The 20,386-nt window shown below is 66.6% G+C and carries 18 protein-coding genes and 1 tRNA gene; 15 read left to right on the top strand and 4 right to left on the bottom strand.

Going from position 1 to position 20,386, the window contains the following annotated elements; genetic code table 11:
- Nucleotides 1–18 precede the first annotated feature (18 nt).
- Nucleotides 19–92, bottom strand: a tRNA-Gly gene (locus tag Q0L89_RS04450).
- 152 nt (nucleotides 93–244) lie between these two features.
- Here Q0L89_RS04450 and Q0L89_RS04445 point away from each other — a divergent pair.
- The 5 genes from Q0L89_RS04445 to Q0L89_RS04425 all read left to right on the top strand — a co-directional run bounded on the left by Q0L89_RS04445 (nucleotide 245) and on the right by Q0L89_RS04425 (nucleotide 6,921).
- Complete coding sequence (locus Q0L89_RS04445; RefSeq protein ID WP_296762876.1) at nucleotides 245–2,152, top strand: hypothetical protein; 1,908 nt, start codon at nucleotides 245–247, stop codon at nucleotides 2,150–2,152.
- Between the two features lie 16 nt (nucleotides 2,153–2,168).
- Nucleotides 2,169–4,979: a hypothetical protein gene (locus Q0L89_RS04440; RefSeq protein ID WP_296762874.1), complete on the top strand. Its 2,811-nt coding sequence runs from the start codon at nucleotides 2,169–2,171 to the stop codon at nucleotides 4,977–4,979.
- 116 nt (nucleotides 4,980–5,095) lie between these two features.
- Nucleotides 5,096–5,479 (top strand): hypothetical protein, encoded by a 384-nt coding sequence (locus tag Q0L89_RS04435; protein ID WP_296762873.1) that lies wholly within the window; start codon nucleotides 5,096–5,098, stop codon nucleotides 5,477–5,479.
- 48 nt (nucleotides 5,480–5,527) lie between these two features.
- Entirely contained in the window at nucleotides 5,528–5,866 is a 339-nt protein-coding gene (locus tag Q0L89_RS04430; protein ID WP_296762871.1) for a DUF952 domain-containing protein, read from the top strand.
- Complete coding sequence (locus tag Q0L89_RS04425; protein WP_296762869.1) at nucleotides 5,863–6,921, top strand: quinone-dependent dihydroorotate dehydrogenase; 1,059 nt, start codon at nucleotides 5,863–5,865, stop codon at nucleotides 6,919–6,921. The genes Q0L89_RS04430 and Q0L89_RS04425 overlap by 4 nt, the downstream gene beginning before the upstream one ends.
- A gap of 684 nt (nucleotides 6,922–7,605) precedes the next feature.
- Here Q0L89_RS04425 and Q0L89_RS04420 read toward each other — a convergent pair.
- The 3 genes from Q0L89_RS04420 to Q0L89_RS04410 are packed head-to-tail and all read right to left on the bottom strand — an operon-like array spanning nucleotide 7,606 to nucleotide 9,867.
- Nucleotides 7,606–8,937: an MATE family efflux transporter gene (locus Q0L89_RS04420; RefSeq protein ID WP_296762866.1), complete on the bottom strand. Its 1,332-nt coding sequence runs from the start codon at nucleotides 8,935–8,937 to the stop codon at nucleotides 7,606–7,608.
- Nucleotides 8,930–9,439 (bottom strand): PaaI family thioesterase, encoded by a 510-nt coding sequence (locus Q0L89_RS04415; protein ID WP_296762864.1) that lies wholly within the window; start codon nucleotides 9,437–9,439, stop codon nucleotides 8,930–8,932. Before Q0L89_RS04415 ends, Q0L89_RS04420 begins: the two co-directional genes overlap by 8 nt.
- Nucleotides 9,439–9,867, bottom strand: a complete 429-nt coding sequence (locus Q0L89_RS04410; protein WP_296762862.1) for a PaaI family thioesterase — start codon at nucleotides 9,865–9,867, stop codon at nucleotides 9,439–9,441. The genes Q0L89_RS04415 and Q0L89_RS04410 overlap by 1 nt, the downstream gene beginning before the upstream one ends.
- Nucleotides 9,868–9,970: 103 nt before the next feature.
- Here Q0L89_RS04410 and Q0L89_RS04405 point away from each other — a divergent pair, with 103 nt between their 5' ends.
- The 10 genes from Q0L89_RS04405 (at nucleotide 9,971) to Q0L89_RS04360 (ending at nucleotide 20,383) form a co-directional block, all read left to right on the top strand.
- Nucleotides 9,971–11,140, top strand: a complete 1,170-nt coding sequence (locus Q0L89_RS04405) for a putative manganese transporter (protein ID WP_296762860.1) — start codon at nucleotides 9,971–9,973, stop codon at nucleotides 11,138–11,140.
- Between the two features lie 73 nt (nucleotides 11,141–11,213).
- Nucleotides 11,214–11,591, top strand: coding sequence for a MerR family DNA-binding transcriptional regulator (locus Q0L89_RS04400; RefSeq protein WP_296762858.1), 378 nt, complete (start codon nucleotides 11,214–11,216; stop codon nucleotides 11,589–11,591).
- Between the two features lie 148 nt (nucleotides 11,592–11,739).
- Nucleotides 11,740–12,141: a MerR family DNA-binding transcriptional regulator gene (locus Q0L89_RS04395; RefSeq protein WP_296762856.1), complete on the top strand. Its 402-nt coding sequence runs from the start codon at nucleotides 11,740–11,742 to the stop codon at nucleotides 12,139–12,141.
- 21 nt (nucleotides 12,142–12,162) lie between these two features.
- Nucleotides 12,163–13,941, top strand: coding sequence for an acyl-CoA dehydrogenase C-terminal domain-containing protein (locus Q0L89_RS04390; protein WP_296762855.1), 1,779 nt, complete (start codon nucleotides 12,163–12,165; stop codon nucleotides 13,939–13,941).
- 55 nt (nucleotides 13,942–13,996) lie between these two features.
- Nucleotides 13,997–14,209: a hypothetical protein gene (locus Q0L89_RS04385; RefSeq protein WP_296762853.1), complete on the top strand. Its 213-nt coding sequence runs from the start codon at nucleotides 13,997–13,999 to the stop codon at nucleotides 14,207–14,209.
- A gap of 24 nt (nucleotides 14,210–14,233) precedes the next feature.
- Nucleotides 14,234–15,391 (top strand): acyl-CoA dehydrogenase family protein, encoded by a 1,158-nt coding sequence (locus Q0L89_RS04380; protein ID WP_296762851.1) that lies wholly within the window; start codon nucleotides 14,234–14,236, stop codon nucleotides 15,389–15,391.
- 286 nt (nucleotides 15,392–15,677) lie between these two features.
- Nucleotides 15,678–16,313: a glutathione S-transferase family protein gene (locus tag Q0L89_RS04375; protein ID WP_296762849.1), complete on the top strand. Its 636-nt coding sequence runs from the start codon at nucleotides 15,678–15,680 to the stop codon at nucleotides 16,311–16,313.
- Nucleotides 16,314–16,328: 15 nt separating this feature from the next.
- Nucleotides 16,329–16,952 (top strand): NYN domain-containing protein, encoded by a 624-nt coding sequence (locus tag Q0L89_RS04370; RefSeq protein ID WP_296762847.1) that lies wholly within the window; start codon nucleotides 16,329–16,331, stop codon nucleotides 16,950–16,952.
- Nucleotides 16,949–18,160, top strand: a complete 1,212-nt coding sequence (locus tag Q0L89_RS04365; protein WP_296762845.1) for an acetyl-CoA C-acetyltransferase — start codon at nucleotides 16,949–16,951, stop codon at nucleotides 18,158–18,160. Before Q0L89_RS04370 ends, Q0L89_RS04365 begins: the two co-directional genes overlap by 4 nt.
- Nucleotides 18,161–18,187: 27 nt before the next feature.
- Complete coding sequence (locus tag Q0L89_RS04360; protein WP_296762843.1) at nucleotides 18,188–20,383, top strand: 3-hydroxyacyl-CoA dehydrogenase NAD-binding domain-containing protein; 2,196 nt, start codon at nucleotides 18,188–18,190, stop codon at nucleotides 20,381–20,383.
- Nucleotides 20,384–20,386 lie beyond the last annotated feature (3 nt).

The following is a 20,386-nucleotide window of genomic DNA, read 5'->3' as shown; positions in this document are numbered from 1 at the left end:
GCGCCGATGGAAAAGCCATGGAGCGGGTAGCGGGAATCGAACCCGCACCAAGAGCTTGGAAGGCTCGTGTGATACCGTTTCACCATACCCGCCCGCAGCACCCGTGATGTATTCGACGGGCTTTTCGGCGTCAAGAACCCGCATGCACCCATCGCCGCCCGCGCGGCCCTGTTTGCGGCAGATCAAGGCGAACTGACAAGACCCTCTTATTATAGTGCCCATGTTTTTCCCGGGGCCTTTCACGATGTCATTTTGCTCAACCCTTCGCCGCGGCGCGCTTGCGGGTATCGTCTGCCTGACCACAACGGCGGCGAGCGCCGAGCCCTTTTCGCCGATCCTCACCGAAACCGCTGGCCGCGGCCCGCAAGAGCGCGTGCAGCGATTCAAGGTCAATCCGCTGGCCGAGTTCTACCCGCTTGACAGGGCGGTGCCGCTGTCGCCGCCGATCAGGGCGGCGATCGAGGCCGGCAAGGAAGACAGGCGCGAACTGCGCCGGACAATCGAAGACCAGGCGTTCCGGCAGGGGGTGTCGGTGTTTTCCATTTCGCTGGGCATCGACAGCGCGCTCAACACACTACTCGAACAGGGATACGTGGACGACCTGTTTCCCGACGCGGCCAGCCGCGTGGTGCCGAAACTGGGCACCGGGCTGACTTACCTGGGGCTCGCGCTGACAGTCTACCAGATTGCGCTCGGCCCGGCATCGGGCGACGGGCGGCCGGAAATCCTGAACGCCTACAAGGGCGTGCTCAGCTATCTTCTGGGCCGCTTCGGCACACCGGGCATCCAGCTTGCAATGATCGCGGGGCTGCCCATCGACATCTCGCTGAACTTTTTCGGCGATGCCGCCTGGTCGGCGCGCGAGGATGCCTGGCGCCAGTCCTACAGGAAATATTACCGCGAGATGGAAGCCGGCGCCAAGCGCGCGGCGCTCGGCTCGGTCGGCCGATTCCCCCCGACACTGGAAGAACGTGTCGCCGACATCCGGGCACGCCGCGAGGGTGGGCGCACGATCAACGAATGGAAGATCCTGCTTGAGTGGTACCTGCGCAACATCAACCGGCCCGACAAGTTCTCCAGGGTGATCGAAACCGAGGTCAGGAACTACGCCGCCAAGTTCTGGGACAGTTCACGCTTCGACGAATACGCGGCGGATGTCGACCAGTCCACCGCCGGGTACGCGCGCGGCGCCTCGCTGACCAAGGCGATCAAGGACAAGCTGGAGGCCGAGCACTATTCGATCATCATGGCCAAGATGATCCGCGATGTGCTGCCCGAGATCACCCGCGACCGCTGGCTCAAGGCGCTGAAGGCGCAGGCCGACAAGCTCAACCGCGAGGTGCGGCCCGAACTCAACGCCCCGATCACGATCGAGGTCGCGGCCTTCGGGATCGAAGGGGCGACGAAATTCCACATGCTGTTGGCGGACGGCGACACCTGGACTGGCACGCTGACGCCGTGCAAATCACTGCGCCTGCAAATGACCAAATTCGCCTGGGTCAAGGCCGGGTTTCCCGACACCATCCGCCTCGATGCGCCGGATGGCACGGTCGAGCGCAAATTCACCCTGGCAGATGACGCCGCCGAAGTCGTTTTCGGCAATCCCGAATCTACCGGGCCGGTCGCCACCCTCACCCGCACCGAGGGGCCACAGGAATGCACGATCACTGCGCGCGGCGGCGGCAAACCGGCACGGCAGACCACCGAGCAGCGCCCGCCGCGCCCCGGCACCACGCTGCAAAGCGCGGCCACGGCGGCGGGGTGCATCCTGATCGGGCGCTATGACGGCAGCGAATGGAGCGCCGCCTCGATGGGCAAGGCGCTGGAGGATGGCACCGGCACCGACTTCGCCGCGCCCCGATTCGACGGGATCGCGCGGCTTTCCAACTGCCGCATCGACAAGATTCAGACGTTTTCCGATCTGATGGGTGACACGAAGTGCCGCGTGAACCGCCTGTACACAGAGCGGACGAGCGACGGGCGCGACGTGGTGACCCGATGCAGCGCCGACATGACGCTCGAAATCGAAGGCGTCTGGACGACGACCGATGGCGAATGGCGCTACGTGCCGTTCGCCCGCGACCAGCTCGACGAGATAGGGCGCGAATACCAGAAAATGCTCGACAAACTGCCCGGCGCGGGCATGCAATGACGCAAAGGACAATGCCATGATCCGGACATGCCTTCTGGCGCTCTTTCTCGCCGGCCCCGCCGCCGCCCAGACCGACCCGGCAACGATCGACAAACTGGCCGACCAGTACGACGACTTCGCCCCGGCGGTGGAGGAAAAGCCGCTGGACGAGCTGGTGCCCGACACCGGGCCCGGGGCTGAGGATGCGCAAGCGACGTCAGCGGAAACCAACGACGCGGCCCCCGATACACATGCGACGGAAACCACGGCAGCGCCCACACCGCCGGGCTCTGGACAGGCCGCCAGCGACCCCGGCCCGGCCGACATCCCCGACGGCTGGGCCCGGCACGCGGCCCACGGCCTGACCTTCGCGCTGCCGCCCGACTGGGACGCAAACGACCGCGACGAGATGTTCACGGCAACCTCTCCGGGGTTCTCTCCGAAAGACGGCAAGGGGCTGGGCCTGTCGGTGACCACGGTGCCGGCAGAGGATTTCGAAAAGGATTTCCTCAACGACGACGCCGCGCAACGCGCGGTCGAACGCTCGCCAAAGGCGCCCTTGGCGCTTGGCGGCGGGGTGACGTTCCCGCGCGCCGTGTTGCTGCCCGAGGACAGCGGCCAACCGGTCACCATGGAGATCATCCATGCGACCAGGCCGCAGGCCGGGGCCGGATACCTTGTTATCAGTATCGCAACCCCCGATGCGGCCGAACTGGAGCGCAATGCGCCCTTGCTCGAGCAGATCCTCGGCACCTTCCGGCTGGCCGATCCGGCGGCATACAAGGCCGCTACCCGGGCCGATGACCCCGCCGCCGCGAACGACCCCGTTACCACGCTGGGCGGGCTGGTCACCATACGCCCGCCCGAGGGCTGGGCGCTGACCCCCGGCGAGACCGAGGCCACCCTGCGCACCGACGTCGTCTACAGCGCCTATGTGACCATGCGCCGGGGCGATGCAGCACGCGCGGCGCTTGACCTCGACGGGCTTTTGCAGGCGCCGCCGCGCGAAAGCGCCGGGGAGGTTCTGGGCCAGCCGGCATCGGTGTTCTCGGGCGTTTTCTCATATCCCGGGATGCAAAGCGGAGCGACCATGCAGCGCGGCAAGGTTCGCGTCTATCTGCTTCGAAGCTGCCTGCCGGACGGGTCACCGGTGGTGATCGAGACAGCCGCCGCACCCGGCTGGCTGGAAGACAACGATCTCGCCCCGGTACTCGGGGCGGTCACCGCCCATTGGCCCGAGGGCATGCAGCCCTGTCATCCGGCGGTATCGGCGCGGGCGCAATGGGCGATGGACGGGCTTTTCGCCTATGTCCTGCCCGAGGGGTTCAAGACCGGGCGCAGCCGGTCATCCTTCTGGATAAGGACGGCGGACGCCCCTTACGCGAGCCTCGGCATCGGCACGGGGGACGATTCGTTTCCCGTCGATTTCCGGTTGGCGGACAAGAACCCGGCGGGCAACGGCTTCATCGCGCCGCCAGAGACGCATCAAGGCGAAATCATGGGCGAACCCGCCCTCGTGTTCACAGGCCGCGGCCGGGCGGGCGAAGCAAGCCGCGCACGGCATGTGGCACTGCTGGAGCGGTGCCTGCCCGGCGGGGTGCCGGTGGTCGTGGAAATGACTGCCGACGACGACTGGCTGAGCGCCAATGGCGGCATGGACAAGCTGCTCGCGCAGAAATGGCTGGACTTGCCCGAAAACGCAAAACCCTGCGACCCGTCGCTGGTGCAAGAAGCGATGAGGGCCGCCGGCGTGCCTGCCACCGGCGCGGCACCACAAACCGGAGCATCGCAAGACACCCCGACCGCGGCCGCCGGCGCGTCGGGCAGCCGCGCCGCGCCGCCCACGCCGCAGCCATCCACGCCGCAGCCATCCGCTTGGCAACCAGTGGGCGACCCCGTCACCGGTGGGCTGAATAGCAAGCTGGCGGTACAAAACGGCCCCGCCAAGGCAACCGCCTTCCGCCTCGAAAGCCGCGGCTACCTCGACCGCATCACCACCTACCACTGGAACCATGGGCGCGGCGCGGCGCCCGGCACCATCGCGCTGCGCGACGAGGACGGGCGCCTATACGGCCCGTGGCCGGCGCGCGGCGCCGCGGGGCAAGGCGGCGTCCCCAACGCCTATTGGCATGTCACGCCGAATATCGTCCTGCCGGCAGGAAAATACACGGTGGTGGATTCCGACACGTCCACCTGGGCGACGAACGCCGAGGTCGGCGACCGGGGCATCTTCTCGGTCGCGCTGCGGCGCGTCGTGCGCCCGGAAAAGGCCGGCACCGCCGGGGACGAACCGGATGCCGCCCCGCCTGCGAACTCGCCTGAAAAACTGTTCTGGCAGACCATCGCCGACTCCGATGACCCGGCAGATTTCCGCGCCTATCTGCGCGCCTATCCAGACGGCCTCTTCGCGCCGCTGGCGCGCAACCGCCTTGACCGGCTCGACGGTGGCGACACTGGCCGCCGCCCGTCGGCCGCGCCCTCGGCCTACTACACCCCGGCGCGTGGCACCGCGGAACGCGCGGCGCTGATGGATGCCGCTCGCATCCCGGTGCAGCGGGCGGTGGGCCAGCCGGTGATCTTCGTGGTCTCGACACTGCGCAGCGATGGCAACTGGGCCTACCTCGCGGCCACGCCGGTGCAGCCCGATGGCCAGCCGCTGGACTGGCGAAGCACCCCGATGGCCCGCGACTGGGCCGCCGACATGATGAGCGACGTGGTTATGGTCGTCATGCGGCGCGACGCGGACGGATGGCGCGCCGTCGAGCACATCATCGGACCAACCGACGTTGCCTGGCTGGGCTGGGTCGATGAATACGGCTGGCCGCGGGCGCTTTTCACCGCGCGGTAGACATATCGGCGCGATCTCGCGCACGGGATGATGGTGCACATGCCGGCAATGCGCCCCGGCTTGAATGGTAGCGCGCAGGCCACTACCTTGCGCTGGACCCACGCAAAGGATGGATCATGCGGACAATGTTTTTCCCGGCCGCGCTTGCCGCGCTCATGCTCGCGCTGCCTCTGCACGCCGAATCGGCGATCGAGGTCCAGGACTGGATCCCCGAGGCGCTCACGATGCCCGAGGACGCCGAGGTCAAGACCGACCGCGCCATCGGCAGTTCCATCCGGCTGTTCGAGATCGTCACCGCCGAGAAGGTCGATACCCTGCTGGCGCGCTGGAGCGAGGCGCTCGAAGAAGAGGGCTACCGGATAAGCAAGTCATCGGCCGAGATGGACATTCAGCAGATCGAGTTCACGGGGCCGGGAATCGGCAACGCCAAGATCAGCGTCGCTCCCTCGGCGCTGGACGGGCGCAACGTGTTGTCCTTCGACGCCTCGCTGACACCCTGACGCCCCCACCCCCTTGACGGCCCGGCGCGCCGGAGACATTGGAAAGACATGTTGGTGTACAAGATTTTCCGTGCCGCCGAGTGGGCGCAACTTGCACGCGACGGCTCAACCGCCGGCGCGCCGGTCGATTTGGCGGATGGCTTCATCCATCTGTCGATCGCAGATCAACTGCCCGCAACGGCGGCAAAGCATTTCCATGCCGAGGACGACCTCACCCTCGCCGCGGTCGGAGCCGACGCCCTCGGCGACGCATTGAAATGGGAGCCCTCGCGCGGCGGCGCGCTGTTCCCGCATCTCTACCGCGCGCTGCGCATCGACGATATCGCGTGGTCCGCCCCGCTGCCATGGCGGGACGGGGCACATCATTTCCCCGCGGGGCTGACATGAACTGGCTCGACAGGATCGGCAGCGCCGGCCTGCGCTGCCTCGATCCCGAACGGGCGCACGACCTGGCCATCCACGCGTTGCGCCTTGGCCTGGTGCCGCTGCCGGGGCCGGTCACGTCGGATCGGCTGCGCTGCCGGGTGGCGGGGCTGGACCTGCCCAACCCGGTGGGCCTGGCCGCCGGGTTCGACAAGAACGCCGTGGCACTGAAACCGCTGGCGCGTGCCGGCTTCGGCTTTGTCGAGGTGGGCGCCGCGACGCCACGCCCACAGCCGGGCAACCCGCGCTCGCGCCTGTTCCGCCTGACCGAGGATCGCGCGGTGATCAACCGCTTCGGGTTCAACAACGACGGCATGGCGGTCATCGGCGGGCGACTGGCACAGCGCCCGCGCGACGCGGTGATCGGGCTGAACCTGGGCGCGGGCAAGGACAGCGCCGACCGCGCCGCCGATTACGCGCAGGTGCTGGCCCATTGCGGCCCGCACCTCGATTTCGCTACCGTCAACGTCTCGTCGCCCAACACCGAAAAGCTGCGCGATCTGCAAGGCCGCGCGGCGCTGGCGGCGCTGTTGGACGGGGTGATGGCCGAACGCGCCCGCCTGCCGCGCCCTATCCCGGTTTTCCTCAAGATCGCGCCGGACCTGGCGGATGCCGAACTGGCCGATATCGCGGCGGTGGCGCGCGAGACCGGCATCGACGGTATCGTCGCCACCAACACCACGCTGGCGCGCGATGGCCTGCACAGCCCGCAAGCCGCGCAGGCGGGCGGGCTGTCGGGCGCGCCGTTGTTCGAACGCTCGACAAGGGTGCTGGCGCGGCTGTCGGTTCTGACCGGCGGCGATATCCCGCTGATCGGGGTCGGTGGCATCGGCAGCGCCGGCGACGCCTACGAAAAGATCCGCGCCGGCGCCAGCGCGGTGCAGCTTTATTCGGCGCTGGTCTATCGCGGGCTGTCTCTGGCAGGCGACATCGCGCGCGGGCTCGACCGGCTGATCGCGCGCGACGGGTTCGCCAACGTGGCCGAGGCGGTGGGCACCGGCAGACAGGACTGGCAATGATCACCCTGTGGCACAACCCGCGCTGTTCGAAATCGCGCGCCGCACGATGATCGGGCGCCCGCCCGAGCGGGTACTGGAATCGTCTAGCGTTCGCCACCCGACACAAGATACCCCATGAAAGCGGGATATCGGACACTTGTCCAGCATCCTTGAGCGATACGCTCAGATGACGGAGTCGAGCCCCGACTGGCCGTTACCCACGCGCGGAATCAAGGCCGAAGGCCGCCGCGCATCGCCGGGCCGCCCCCCGGCACGGCGATTGGGCTGGCACCTGCGCAACGCTCGGATGTTTTCCGGATTTTGCTGGCATAAAGCCCTGCATAACTGGCGTTGGATCGCCGCACCGCGGCCCGCCGATGCGCGGCTTGGAAACTGCTGCGAAATCCTGCTCATTCACATTGCGACCTCTCGAACCGCGCTGCGAGGAACCGAGGGCGCACCAGCGGCAGGTGGGAACCCTTTTGTCAGGTGGTCAGCACCAGGGGCGTAGAGTCGAAATTCCTGACGTTGGAAGCTTGTTCTGCCGAGCGGTTCGCGCGCGACCCCGAGGGTGGGCGCGGTGCAGAATTGTGGATCGTCGGTCACGCAGGCATCCGCTACAACATCTTGAGACGTTGTGACAACTTCGCGCATGGCGTGACCGAAATCACCCGCCCGTCACGCCCGCGACTGAATGCAACGCGCCTAACCCCGCGCACCACGCTCCAGCGCCGGGTAACGCAGGCCCAGCGTCACACCCCGCGCGACGAACGATATCAGCAGCGCCAGCCACAGCCCATGGTTGCCAAGGCCGGGCATCAGGGCCAGAACGCAACCGATGTAGACGGCAAAGCTGACCGCCATCATGTTGCGCATGTCGCGCGAGCGGGTGGCGCCGATGAAGATTCCGTCCAGCATCCAGGGCGCCAGCCCGACGATGGGCGCGACGACCATGTAGGGCAGGTAGAGGCGCGCGGCGGCACGCACCTCGTCCGCGGTGGTCATCACGTCGATGATCGCGCCGCCGGCCAACGCGAAGGCCAGCGCCAGCGCCAGCGCGCTGGCGCCGCCCCAGATGCTGGCCAGGATCGCGCTGCGCCGCAGGCCGGGCGCGTTGCGCGCGCCAAGGGCCTGCCCCACCAGCGCCTCGACCGCGAAGGCGAAACCATCAAGCGCATACGCGGTGATGTGCAGGAATTGCAGCAACACCTGGTTGCCCGCCAGCGTCACGTCGCCGAACCCCGCACCCAGCAGCATGAACGACACGAAGATCGCCTGCAGCATCAGCGACCGCAACAGGATGTCGGTGTTGACCGAGGCCATGTTGCGCAGCGCGACGCCGTCGAAGACCCGTGTCCAGTCGCGCCAGGCCGGCACGCCAAAGGCGTCGCGGCACATCCACAGCGCCAGCGCCAGCCCCGACCATTCGGCGATGACCGTGGCCGCCGCCACGCCCTGCACGCCCCAGCCCAGGCCCAGCACGAATATCAGGTCCAACCCGATGTTGAGCCCGTTCATCCACACCTGCACCGCCAGCACGGCGCGCGTGCGCTCCAGCGCGATCAGCCAGCCGGTAACCCCGTAGATGGCGATCGCCGCCGGGGCGCTGAACACCCGCAACCCCATGTAGTCGCGCGCCAGGCTCTCGACCTCGGGGCTGGCGGGGGCGACAAGGAACGCGGCATTGAAGATCGGCCATTGCAGGGCCATCACCACCAACCCGCCGGCCGCCCCGATCAGCAGCACCCGGGTCAGCAGCGCCGCCACCTCGCCCCGCCGCCCGGCGCCGTGGGCCTGGCTGGTCAGCCCGGTGGTGCCCATGCGCAGGAAACCGAAAACCCAGTAGACGGCGGTGATGACGATGGCGCCGACGCCCACCGCCCCGATGGGTGCCGCCTGCCCCAACTGCCCGACCACGCCGGTATCCACCGCGCCCAGTATCGGCACGGTGGCATTCGACAGCACGATGGGCAGCGCGATCTTGAGCACACGGCGATGGGTGATCGCGGACGGGCGCGCCGGGCCGCTCTCAGCCATCGCGCGCCGGCATCAGGAAATGCCCGGTGGCCTGGGCGAAGGCGCGGTGCTTGTTGTCCTGCCATGCCTCGACATGCACCGAGGCATAGCGCCGCCCCGATCGGTTGACCTGGGCGCGCGCATAAGCGTCGCGCGGAAGCCCCGAGCGCAGGTAATCGACGGTAAAGTCGATGGTCTTGGGTAGCCGCGGCATCTGCCCGCCGATCAGTTGCTCGGGGTCGAGCTTGCCGCTCTCGATATCCTCCCACAACGTCGCCCAGCTCAGCCCGATCACGGCGGTGACCTCCAGGAACGCGGCCGTCACGCCACCATGGATCGCCGGCAGCAACGGGTTTCCGATCAGCTTGTCGTCAAAGGTCAGAACCCCGGTCAATTCGTCGCCGCGGCGGTCGAACTCGATGCCCAGGTACTGGATGTAGGGAATGCCGTGGACCAGCGCGTTGAGCGCCGCGTCGCGGCGTTGCTTGACCACCTGCACGGGTTCGGGACGGGCGCGCGCCATCACCTGGCCTCCACGGTGAATGTACCCGCCGCAGTGGCGACGGGGCGGTCGTCGTCATCGTCCAGCGCCGTGGCCCGCACGAACGCGACCGAGCGCGTGACATGATAGCATTCGGCGCGCGTTCGGATCGCCTGCCCCGGCGTGGCCGCGCGCATGTAGTCGATGCGCAGGTCGATGGTGGCGGTCCCGCCGGCGTTGGCCGGGTGGCTCATGACGGCGGCGCCGCAGCATGTGTCGAGCAGCGCATAAACCGCGCCACCATGCATCACCCCGGTTTCCGGGTCGCCAATGAAGCGGGGATCATAAGGCAACCGCATCTCGGCGATGCCGTCGTCGAGATGGGTGAATTCCATCCCCAGCGCCTTGGCGTGAGGGATCGCCTCGGTGAACTGGCGCGCCATCTTCGTCTTGTCGAGACCCGTTGCCATTCGCTTGCCTCCTGCCGGACACGGCCCGTGTTATTCGGGCTTGCCTTTTGCGATGCAAGCGTTATTTTTTGCTCTTGCAATTCATTCGCAACAAGGAACGCCCATGCCACCCTCCGACATCGCCCTGCCCGGAACGCCCGCGGCCCCCGCCACTGCCCCGGTTGCGACCTCTTCGCGCCCGCCCCGGCGCCCGCGCCGAATGCTGGTCGCGGCGGCGCTGCTGCTGGCGGCGCTGGCGCCGGGCGAGCTGGGCGCGGTGACGCGCGAGCTGATGGTCGATGCCTACCTGGGCGTGTCGGTCTTCGTGGCGGCGACGCTGCTGCTGTTCTACGGCGCCGAGCGCGTCTTCCGCTTCGACATCGGCGACACGCTCAGGGCGGCGCGCTGGTCGCAGGTGCCCATCGCCGCGCTGATGGGCGCCACGCCGGGCTGCGGCGGCGCCGTGGTGGTGGTGGCGGCCTACTCGGCCGGCAATGTCCGGTTCGGCGCCGTCGTCGCGGCCCTGACCGCCACCATGGGCGACGCCGCGTTCCTGCTGCTGGCCACGCGCCCCGACGCGGCGGCGGTGGTGCTGCCGCTGTCGCTGGTCGTCGGCGTGGTGTCGGGCTGGCTGATCGACCGCATGATCGGCGACGGGCTGCCGGGCGCACGCGGCGGCGCCTGCGACGCCGCGCCGCGCATCGGGCGGCGGCGCCCGCGCGATTACCTGTTTCTTCTGATCGCGGCGCCGGGCGTGATCGTCGGCGGGGCCGACCTGCTGACGGTGGATATCGCGGCCCTGACCAGCCCGGTCGTTCCGCTGGCGCTGGGGCTGGGCGGAACGGCAATGGGCCTGTGGGTCTGGGCGGGCTCGTCGCTGCACGCGATGACCAACCCCGCCGACGCGCCGGTGACGCGCATGGCCGAGGAAACGAGCTTCATCTCGGTCTGGGTGATCGGGGCCTTCATGGCCTACGAATACGCCGTTGCCTTTGCCGGGCTGGACCTGGGGGCGCTGTTCGCAACGATCATGCCGCTGATCCCGCTGATCGGTATCCTCGTCGGGTTCATCCCCGGCTGCGGGCCGCAGATCCTGGTGACCACGCTCTACATAAACGGGCTTGTGCCGTTCTCGGTGCTGATGGGCAACGCGATTTCCAACGACGGCGACGCGCTGTTCCCGGCCATCGCGCTCAACCCCCGCGCGGCGGTTCTGGCGACGCTTTACTCGGCCATCCCGGCCCTGATCGTGGCCTACGGGTTTTACTTCCTTGCGCCGGGCTTTATGTCCTGAACGGCACCGCCCGGGGCTGGCCAAGGCAGCCATGCCGGTGCAGGATGGCGCCAATCGCAGCAAGGGCAGCCCGATGTCGCAAAGACTTTCTTTCAAGGAAATGTGCGCCAGGTTCGACGTGACGCCGCGGACCCTGCGCTATTACGAGTATATCGAGCTTCTGCACCCCGAACGCGAGGGGCGCACACGCTATTACGGCCCGCGCGAAATCGCCCGCATGACGCTGATCCTGCGCGGGCGCAAGTTCGGCTACCCGCTGGAGGAAATCCGCCAGTGGCTGCTGATCTACGAGAAGGAAGGCACCGTGGCGCAAATGCGCGCCTGGATCACCATGGCCGACCGGCAGCTCAAGGAACTCGCCGAACAGCGCGCGCAGCTCGACGAGGCGATGCAGGAACTCAGGCGCCTGCGCGACGAAACCGCGCATGACCTGGAGGCGCGCGACGAGTGACAGCGCCGCCGGCCACCTTGACGTGGCGTGACACGACGTCAACTTTGAAAGTGACGTGACGTAGTGGTTACGTCAAGATCGCACGGTGTTGTACCCCCGTGGTGATCCACCCACCTGTGCGCCGAAACAAAGGCCGACGGGAAGAGAAATGCCTGAACACACGATGACCATCCGCGAAATGTGCGACACGTTCGGCGTGACCCCGCGCACCTTGCGGTTCTACGAGGCAAAGGAGCTGCTGGCACCGATCCGCGAGGGCCAGAAGCGCCTGTTCACCCGGCGCGACCGCGCGCGGCTCAAGCTGATCCTGCGGGGCAAGCGGTTCGGTTTCAGCCTCGAGGAGATTCGCCAGTTGCTTGACCTCTACGACATGGGCGACGCGCAGCAGACACAACTGATGCGCACCATCGACATCGCCCGCAACCGCCTGAACGACCTCGAACGGCAACGCGACGAACTCGATGCCGCGATCGTCGATCTGCGCGAACAGATGAGTTGGGGCGAGAAGATGCTCGCCTCGGTCCGCCAACCGAAACGGGCCGCAGAATAGGCCGCCCGAAGGGAGAAAACGATGCCCAGCTACGCCGCCCCCGCCAGGGACATGCACTTCATCCTGCACGATCTTCTTAAGGTGTCGCAATCGGACGTGCCCGGCTACGACGAACTTGACCCCGACTTCACCTCGGCGGTGATCGAGGAGGCCGGCAAGCTGGCCTCGGAGGTTCTGGCGCCGCTCAACACGGTGGGCGACAGGCAGGGCTGCACGCTGGAAAACGGCGTCGTGCGCACGCCCGAGGGGTTCAAGGCGGCGTTCGACCAGGTCCGCGACGGCGGCTGGACGGCGCTGGACTGCGACCCCGATTACGGCGGCCAGGGCCTGCCCTACCTGATGAGCACCGCCGTGGGCGAGATGTTCAGCTCGGCCAACATGGCGTTCAACATGTACCAGGGCCTGACCCACGGCGCCTACAACGCGATTCACGCGCACGGCTCGGACGACCAAAAGCAGACCTACCTGCCGAAAATGGTAAGCTGCGAATGGACCGGCACCATGAACCTGACCGAACCCCATTGCGGCACCGATCTGGGCCTCATCCGCACCAAGGCCGAGCCGCAGGACGACGGCACCTACCGCATCTCGGGGCAGAAGATCTGGATCTCGTCGGGCGAACACGACATGGCCGACAACATCATCCACCTGGTGCTGGCCAAGATCCCCGGCGGCCCCGACGGGGTCAAGGGCATCAGCCTGTTCATCGTGCCCAAGTTCATGGTCGGCGACGACGGCAGCCTCGGCGCGCGCAACGCGGTCACCTGCGGCGGGCTGGAAGAAAAGATGGGCATCCACGGCAACGCCACCTGCGTGATGAACTACGACGGCGCCACCGGCTTCCTCGTGGGGGAAAAGCACGCCGGGCTGCGCGCCATGTTCACGATGATGAACGAGGCCCGCGTCGGTGTCGGCCTGCAGGGCTTTGCCCAGGCCGAAACCGCCTATCAGAACGCGTGCGCCTTCGCCCGCGAACGGCTGCAGGGGCGCGCGGTATCCGGCGCCCAGAACCCCGACGGCCCCGCCGACCCGATCATCGTGCACCCCGACGTGCGCCGCAACCTGATGGATCAGAAAGCCTTCGTCGAGGGTGCGCGCGCCTTCACCTACTGGGGCGCGGCGATGATCGACCGGGCGCACCGCTGCGACGACGCCGCGGCGGACGGCCTGATCAGCCTCATGACCCCGGTCATCAAGGGCTTCCTGACCGACGAGGGGTTCGACGCCACGGTGCGCGCCCAGCAGACGCTTGGCGGGTCGGGCTTTACCCGCGAATGGGGGCTTGAGCAGTTCGTGCGCGACACGCGCATCACCATGATCTACGAAGGCACCAACGGTGTGCAGGCGCTCGATCTGGTGGGGCGCAAGCTGGCCACCGATAACGGCAAGCATGTGATGGCCTTTTTCGAGATGGTGAAATCCTTCATCAAGGAAAACGAGGGGAACGAGGCGCTCAAGACCGATTTCCTCGACCCGCTCAAGGCCGCCTCGAAGGATTTGCAGGCAGCGGGGACGTTCTTCATGCAGCACGGCATGAAGAATCCCGACGACGCGCTGGCGGGATCATACGATTTCATGCACCTTTTCGGGCATGTCTGCCTCGGGCTGATGTGGGCGAAGATGGCCAGGGCGGCGCACGAAACGCTGGAGGCCGGCGCCGACGACCCGGCGTTCTACGAAACCAAGCTGGCGACCGGGCGCCACTACATGGCGCGGCGCCTGCCCGCCACGGCGCTGCACCTGGCGCGGATCAACGCCGGCGGCAACACCGTCATGGCGCTGGACGCCGAGCAGTTCTGAAACCCACAGGCGCGGCCGCCGCACGTTGGCCGCGCCACGACCAAGACAAGGACCGATGCCCAAACGATTTCGCCTCACCCGCCGCATGCCCATAGCGATGACCGAGGACGGTTATCGCCGGCTCCGAACGCTCGCGACCGAGGCGGGGCTGGACGAGGGCGAGTTGCTGTCCTTCCTGTTCGAGGAATTCGACCGCGTCATCGACGCGGACAGTTTCGCGCATCACCTGCGCCGGTTCAATTCCGAGCTGGAGGCGCGAAAACGCTGACGACCCCCGGGGAGGAGGGACGACATGACATCGCAATGGATGACCGAGGACCACAGGATGCTGGCCGACATGGCCGCCCGGTTCATCGCCGAGGAATGGACCCCGCAGTTCGAGCGCTGGCGCAAGCAGGGCGAGATGGATCGCGACGCCTGGAACCGCGCCGGCGAGTTGGGCCTGCTGTGCCCCTCGATCCCCGAGGAATACGGCGGCGCCGGCGGCGATTTCGGCCACGAGGCGGTGATCTGCATGGAACATCCGCGCGCCAATTTCGCCAGTTGGGGCAACCCCATCCATTCCGGCATCGTGGCGCATTACATTCTCGCCTTCGGCACCGAGGAACAGAAACGGCGCTGGCTGCCGAAAATGATCAGCGGCGAAATGGTCGGCGCGCTGGCGATGACCGAGCCCTCTACCGGGTCGGACCTGCAGGCCATCAAGACCCGCGCCGTGCGCGAGGGCAATTCGTACCGGCTGAGCGGGCAGAAGACGTTCATCTCCAACGGCCAGCACGCCGAGCTGATCATCGTCGCCGCCAAGACCGACCCCGCCGGCGGCGCGCGCGGCACCTCGCTGGTGGTGGTTGAAACCGATGGCGCCGTGGGTTTTTCGCGCGGCCGCAACCTCGAAAAGATCGGCATGCACGCCGCCGACACGTCGGAGCTGTTCTTCGACAATGTCGAGGTGCCGCCCGAGAACATCCTCGGCGGCGCCGAGGGCCAGGGGTTCGCCCAGATGATGAGCCAACTGCCGCAGGAACGCCTGATCATCGCCTGCGGCGCAATAGGCGCGATGGAAGGCGCCGTGGACCGCACGATTGCCTATTGCAACGAGCGCGAGGCGTTCGGCGGGCCGCTCATGCAGTTCCAGAACACCCGCTTCAAGCTGGCCGAATGCCTGACCCGCACCCGCGTGGCGCGTGCCTTCCTCGACGAATGCATCACCGAGCACCTGCGCGGCGAGCTGTCGGTGGAAAAGGCGGCAATGGCGAAATACTGGATCACCGACACCCAGGGCGAGGTGCTTGACGAGTGCCTGCAACTGCACGGCGGCTACGGGTTCATGCAGGAATACGCCGTGGCGGAAATGTGGACCGACGCGCGCGTCCAGCGCATCTATGGCGGCACCAACGAAATCATGAAAGAGTTGATCGCGCGCAGTTTCACCGAGGGCAAGCAATCATGACCAACGCGCGCGCGGCAAGCACCGGACGCCTCCGGCGGGAGTATTTGGGGAAAGATGAAGCAGGGGCGGCGCACCCTGCCCCGAACACTGGCCGCATGGCATCCGGAACGGGGCAGGGCTTCACCTTTCACGCCCATCGGCTCTCCAGCCTGTGGCGCGTGGCAAGGATAACGGGCACATGGTTAACAAGGGGTGAAATGCGATGCGCTTCATCTTTCCGGAAATACTCCACGGGGGTGTGGGGGTGTGAAACCCCCACCGCAACCGCAATCAAAAGGGGACAGCAATGACCATCAAGCTCTACTGCTTCGGCGAATCCGGCAACGCCTACAAGGCGGCGCTGACACTGCAACTGGCGGGGCTGGAGTGGGAGCCGGTCTTCGTCGATTTCTTCAACGGTGAACACCGCAGCCCCGAATTCCTGGCGCTCAATTCCATGGGCGAGGTGCCGGTGATGGTCGATGGCGACCTGGTGCTCAGCCAGTCCGGCGTGATCCAGGATTTCGTCAGCACCCGCGCCTCCAAGCTCGGCGGCCATTCCGCCAACGAACGGCGCGAGATCATGCGCTGGATCCTGTGGGACAATCACAAGCTGTCGGGCCAGGCCGGGACGACGCGGTTCCTGATGAACTTCGTCCCCGAGGAAAAGCGCTCGGCCGAGGTGATCGGCTTCCTGCAGGGCCGGCTGCGCGCCGCCTACAAGGTGCTGGAGCGCGAACTGTCGGACCGCGACTGGCTGATCGGCAACCGCATCACCACCGCCGACATCGCCTGCTGCGGCTACCTCTTTTACCCCGAGCCCTTCGGGTTCGAGCGGGCCGACTGGCCCAATATCGACGCCTGGCTGACGCGCATCAGCGAACAGCCGAAGTGGAAACACCCCTATGACTTGATGCCCGGCAATCCTTCGGACCGGGCCTGAGGAGGCGTTCTTCAAATGTCAAATGTACATCTCTTTTGGGACAACTCGAATATTTTCATTTCCGCAAAGTATGTTGCCAACCGACGTGAAGGGTATTTCGAAGAAAACTCCGTAAGGATTGAGTTCCAAAATTTATACTCTCTCGCGCTAGCTGATCGACCTGCCGATAAAGCCATTTGCGTAGGCTCGGTGCCGCCTGAATTGGCGGCTGTTTGGTCTCGTCTCAGAAGCGCAGGAGTGCATGTAGAGCTATTCGAAAGAGGAGCAGACTCCGGTCAGGAGCAAGGCGTCGATCAATGCCTTCAAGTGCATATGCTCCGTAGCTTAGCAGACAATTCCAGCGATCCAGGAACAGTAGTCCTTTTGACCGGAGACGGTAGTGGTTTTGATGATGGCGTAGGTTTTCATGCTGACCTTGACCGAATGCAAAAGATGGGTTGGGGAATAGAGGTAGTCGCTTGGGAAATAAGTTGTAAGAAAACCCTCAAGGCATGGGCCGAGGACGTGGGAACGTTCACGCCACTCGAAGATCACTATGAGTCGATCACTTTCTTGCAAACTGGTCGGCGTGCAAAACCAAACAACTTGACGAAACGAAAACTTGCGAAACGAGTCGCACCCGAGGAGAAGCACCCATGACAGACGCCTATATCTACGACGCCGTTCGCACACCGCGCGGCAAGGGCCGCAAGGACGGCGCCCTGCACGAGGTGACATCGCTGCGGCTCAGCGCCGGCGTGCTCGACGCCCTGCGCGAGCGCAACAACCTCGAAGGCCACGCCGTCGAAGACGTGATCTGGGGCAACGTCACCCAGGTGATGGAACAGGGCGGCTGCCTTGCGCGCAGCGCGGTGCTGGGATCAACACTGGATCAGTCCATCCCCGGCCTGGCGATCAACCGGTTTTGCGCCAGCGGCATGGAGGCGGTGAACCTGGCCGCCAACCAGGTGCGCGGCGGCGCCGGCGACGGCTATATCGCCGGCGGGGTCGAGATGATGGGCCGCGTGCCGATGGGCAGCGACGGCGCCGCCTTCGCGGTCGATCCCAGCCTGGCGATGGAAACCTATTTCGTCCCCCAGGGCATCAGCGCCGACATCATCGCCACCGAATACGGTTTCTCGCGCGATGACGTCGACAGCTTCGCAGTGGAATCGCAGCGCCGCGCCAAGGCGGCGTGGGACGACCAGCGCTTCGATCGCTCGATCCTGACGGTGCGCGACCAGAACGGCCTGCCGATCCTGGACCGTGACGAATACATGCGCCCCGACACCGACATGCAAAGCCTGGGCGCGCTCAAGCCGTCGTTCAAGGACATGGGCGAGTCGATGCCGGGCTTCGACAAGGTCGCACAGTTGCGCTACCCGCACCTCGAACGCATCGAGCACGTCCACCACGCCGGCAACTCCAGCGGCATCGTCGATGGCGGCGCCGGGCTGCTGATCGGCAGCCGCGAGTTCGGCGAGAAATGGGGCCTCAAGCCGCGCGCGCGCATCCGCGCCACCGCCAAGATCGGCACCGACCCCACCATCATGCTGACCGGCCCGGTCCCGGCAACCGAAAAGATCCTCTCCGAGAGCGGCATGTCGATTTCCGACATCGACCTCTTCGAGGTGAACGAGGCATTCTCGGCCGTGGTGCTGCGCTTCATGCAGGCGTTCGACGTCGATCATGACCGCGTCAACGTGAACGGCGGCGCCATCGCCATGGGCCATCCGCTGGGCGCGACCGGCGCCATGATCATCGGCACGCTGCTGGACGAGCTGGAACGCACCGGCAAGGGCACCGGGCTGGCCACCTTGTGCGTCGCCTCCGGCATGGGCGCTGCCACCATCATCGAGCGCGTGTAAGCCCGCGACAGACAGGAGAAACCCGAAATGACAGATTTCACCATGGGAAAAGACGCCGACGGCGTCGCCACCATCACCTGGGACTGCCCCGGCAAGACCATGAACGTGCTCAGCATCGAGGCGCTGCAAACCCTCGACGGGCTGATCGACGACGCGCTGGCCGACGATGCCGTCAAGGGCATCGTCATTACATCGGCCAAGAAGGACTTTGCCGCCGGCATGGACCTCAACGCGCTGTCGCGGATGAAGGACGACGCCGGCGACGACCCCGCGCGCGGCCTGTTCGACGGCATCATGCAGATGCACGGCGTGCTCAGAAAGATCGAGCGCGCGGGCATGGACCCCAAGACCAACAAGGGCGGCAAGCCGATCGCCGCCGCCCTGCCCGGCACCGCCGTGGGCTTCGGGCTGGAACTGCCGCTTGCCACCCACCGCATATTCGCCGCCGACAACCCGAAGGCCAAGATCGGCCTGCCCGAAATCATGGTCGGTATCTTCCCCGGCGCCGGCGGCAGCACGCGGCTGGTGCGCAAGCTCGGCGCCATGGGGGCCTCGCCCTATCTGCTGGAAGGCAAGCTGGTCGACCCGAAAAAGGCCAGGGGCGCGGGCCTCATCGACGAGGTGGCAGACGACCCCGTCGCGGCGGCGCGCGACTGGGTGCTGGGCGCCGATGATGCCGACATCGTCAAGCCGTGGGACGCCAAGGGTTACAAGATGCCCGGCGGTGCCCCCTACCACCCGGCGGGTTTCCAGACCTTCGTCGGTGCCAGCGCAATGGTCAACGGGCGCACGCAAGGCGCCTTCCCGGCCGCCAGGGCGCTGCTCTCGGCGGTCTACGAGGGCGCGCTGGTGCCATTCGATACCGCGCTCAGGATCGAGGCCCGCTGGTTCGTCAACATCCTGATGAACCCGTCTTCGGCGGCGATGATCCGGTCGCTGTTCCTCAACAAGGAGGCGCTCGAAAAGGGGGCCAACCGCCCCGAGGCCCCCGATCAGCGTGTGCGCAAGCTGGGCGTCCTGGGCGCCGGCATGATGGGCGCGGGCATCGCGCTGGTCTCGGCTCGGGCCGGGATCGACGTGGTTCTGATCGACGCCAGGCAGGACGCCGCCGACAAGGGCAAGGCCTACACCGCCGATTTCATGGACAAAGGGATCAAGCGCGGCAAGGCGACCGAGGAAAAGAAGGCCGCCACGCTGGACCGGATCACCGCCACCACCGATTATTCGGCGCTGGCGGGCTGCGACCTGATCATCGAAGCGGTGTTCGAAGACCCCGAGGTCAAGGCCGAGGTCACCAAACAGGCACTCGACGTGGTCGGCCCCGACTGCATCTTCGCCTCCAACACCTCGACCCTGCCGATCACCGACCTGGCCCGCGCAAGCGACAAGCCCGAGCAGTTCATCGGCATCCACTTCTTTTCGCCGGTCGAAAAGATGGCGCTGGTCGAGATCATCAAGGGCAAGCAGACCGGCGACCGCGCCGTGGCCAAGGCGCTGGATTACGTGCGCCAGATCCGCAAGACCCCGATCGCGGTCAACGACGCGCGGTTCTTCTATGCCAACCGCTGCATCATCCCTTACATCAACGAAGGCATGCGGATGGTGAAGGAAGGCGTGGCACCCGCGCTCATCGACGACGCCGCGCGGCAACTGGGCTTTCCGGTGGGGCCGCTGCAACTGGTGGATGAAACCTCGATCGACCTCGGCGCCAAGATCGCCCGCGCCACCAAGGCGGCGATGGGCGACGCCTACCCCGATACGGAGGTCGACGAGATCATCTTCTTCATGGAAGGCGAAGGCCGCCTGGGCCGCAAGGCCAAGGCCGGGTTCTTCGACTACGACGAAAACGGCAAGCGCCTTGGATACTGGAAAGGGCTGGCCGACCGCTTCCCGCCCCTCGAAGAGCAGCCCGACCTTACGCTCGTGCAACACCGGCTGATGTTCGCGCAGGTGTTGGAGGCGGTCCGCGCGCTGGAAGATGGCGTGCTGGAAGACATCCGCGAAGGCGATGTCGGCGCCATCCTCGGCTGGGGCTTCGCGCCGTGGTCGGGGGGGCCGTTCTCGTGGCTCGACATCATCGGCACGCCCTACGCGGCCGAGCGGTGCGACCAGCTCGAGGCGGCATATGGCCCGCGCTTTCATTGCCCGGACCTGCTGCGCGAGATGGCCGACAAGACCCAGAGCTTCTACAGCCGCTTCGGGCCGGCCGAACAGGCGGCCTGAGGC

The organism is Sediminimonas sp. (genome assembly GCF_024637375.1).
In the GTDB taxonomy this organism is placed as follows: domain Bacteria; phylum Pseudomonadota; class Alphaproteobacteria; order Rhodobacterales; family Rhodobacteraceae; genus Sediminimonas.
The sequence above is the reverse complement of the archived record's forward strand: the minus strand, read 5'-3'. Positions and strand labels throughout refer to the sequence as shown.

Bases quoted from the DNA above. Each gene is read 5' to 3' on its own strand.
- Q0L89_RS04445 (WP_296762876.1), top strand. From the start codon at position 245: ATGTCATTTTGCTCAACCCTTCGCCGCGGCGCGCTTGCGGGTATCGTC.
- Q0L89_RS04440 (WP_296762874.1), top strand. From the start codon at position 2,169: ATGATCCGGACATGCCTTCTGGCGCTCTTTCTCGCCGGCCCCGCCGCC.
- Q0L89_RS04435 (WP_296762873.1), top strand. From the start codon at position 5,096: ATGCGGACAATGTTTTTCCCGGCCGCGCTTGCCGCGCTCATGCTCGCG.
- Q0L89_RS04430 (WP_296762871.1), top strand. From the start codon at position 5,528: ATGTTGGTGTACAAGATTTTCCGTGCCGCCGAGTGGGCGCAACTTGCA.
- Q0L89_RS04425 (WP_296762869.1), top strand. From the start codon at position 5,863: ATGAACTGGCTCGACAGGATCGGCAGCGCCGGCCTGCGCTGCCTCGAT.
- Q0L89_RS04420 (WP_296762866.1), bottom strand. From the start codon at position 8,937: ATGGCTGAGAGCGGCCCGGCGCGCCCGTCCGCGATCACCCATCGCCGT.
- Q0L89_RS04415 (WP_296762864.1), bottom strand. From the start codon at position 9,439: ATGGCGCGCGCCCGTCCCGAACCCGTGCAGGTGGTCAAGCAACGCCGC.
- Q0L89_RS04410 (WP_296762862.1), bottom strand. From the start codon at position 9,867: ATGGCAACGGGTCTCGACAAGACGAAGATGGCGCGCCAGTTCACCGAG.
- Q0L89_RS04405 (WP_296762860.1), top strand. From the start codon at position 9,971: ATGCCACCCTCCGACATCGCCCTGCCCGGAACGCCCGCGGCCCCCGCC.
- Q0L89_RS04400 (WP_296762858.1), top strand. From the start codon at position 11,214: ATGTCGCAAAGACTTTCTTTCAAGGAAATGTGCGCCAGGTTCGACGTG.
- Q0L89_RS04395 (WP_296762856.1), top strand. From the start codon at position 11,740: ATGCCTGAACACACGATGACCATCCGCGAAATGTGCGACACGTTCGGC.
- Q0L89_RS04390 (WP_296762855.1), top strand. From the start codon at position 12,163: ATGCCCAGCTACGCCGCCCCCGCCAGGGACATGCACTTCATCCTGCAC.
- Q0L89_RS04385 (WP_296762853.1), top strand. From the start codon at position 13,997: ATGCCCAAACGATTTCGCCTCACCCGCCGCATGCCCATAGCGATGACC.
- Q0L89_RS04380 (WP_296762851.1), top strand. From the start codon at position 14,234: ATGACATCGCAATGGATGACCGAGGACCACAGGATGCTGGCCGACATG.
- Q0L89_RS04375 (WP_296762849.1), top strand. From the start codon at position 15,678: ATGACCATCAAGCTCTACTGCTTCGGCGAATCCGGCAACGCCTACAAG.
- Q0L89_RS04370 (WP_296762847.1), top strand. From the start codon at position 16,329: ATGTCAAATGTACATCTCTTTTGGGACAACTCGAATATTTTCATTTCC.
- Q0L89_RS04365 (WP_296762845.1), top strand. From the start codon at position 16,949: ATGACAGACGCCTATATCTACGACGCCGTTCGCACACCGCGCGGCAAG.
- Q0L89_RS04360 (WP_296762843.1), top strand. From the start codon at position 18,188: ATGACAGATTTCACCATGGGAAAAGACGCCGACGGCGTCGCCACCATC.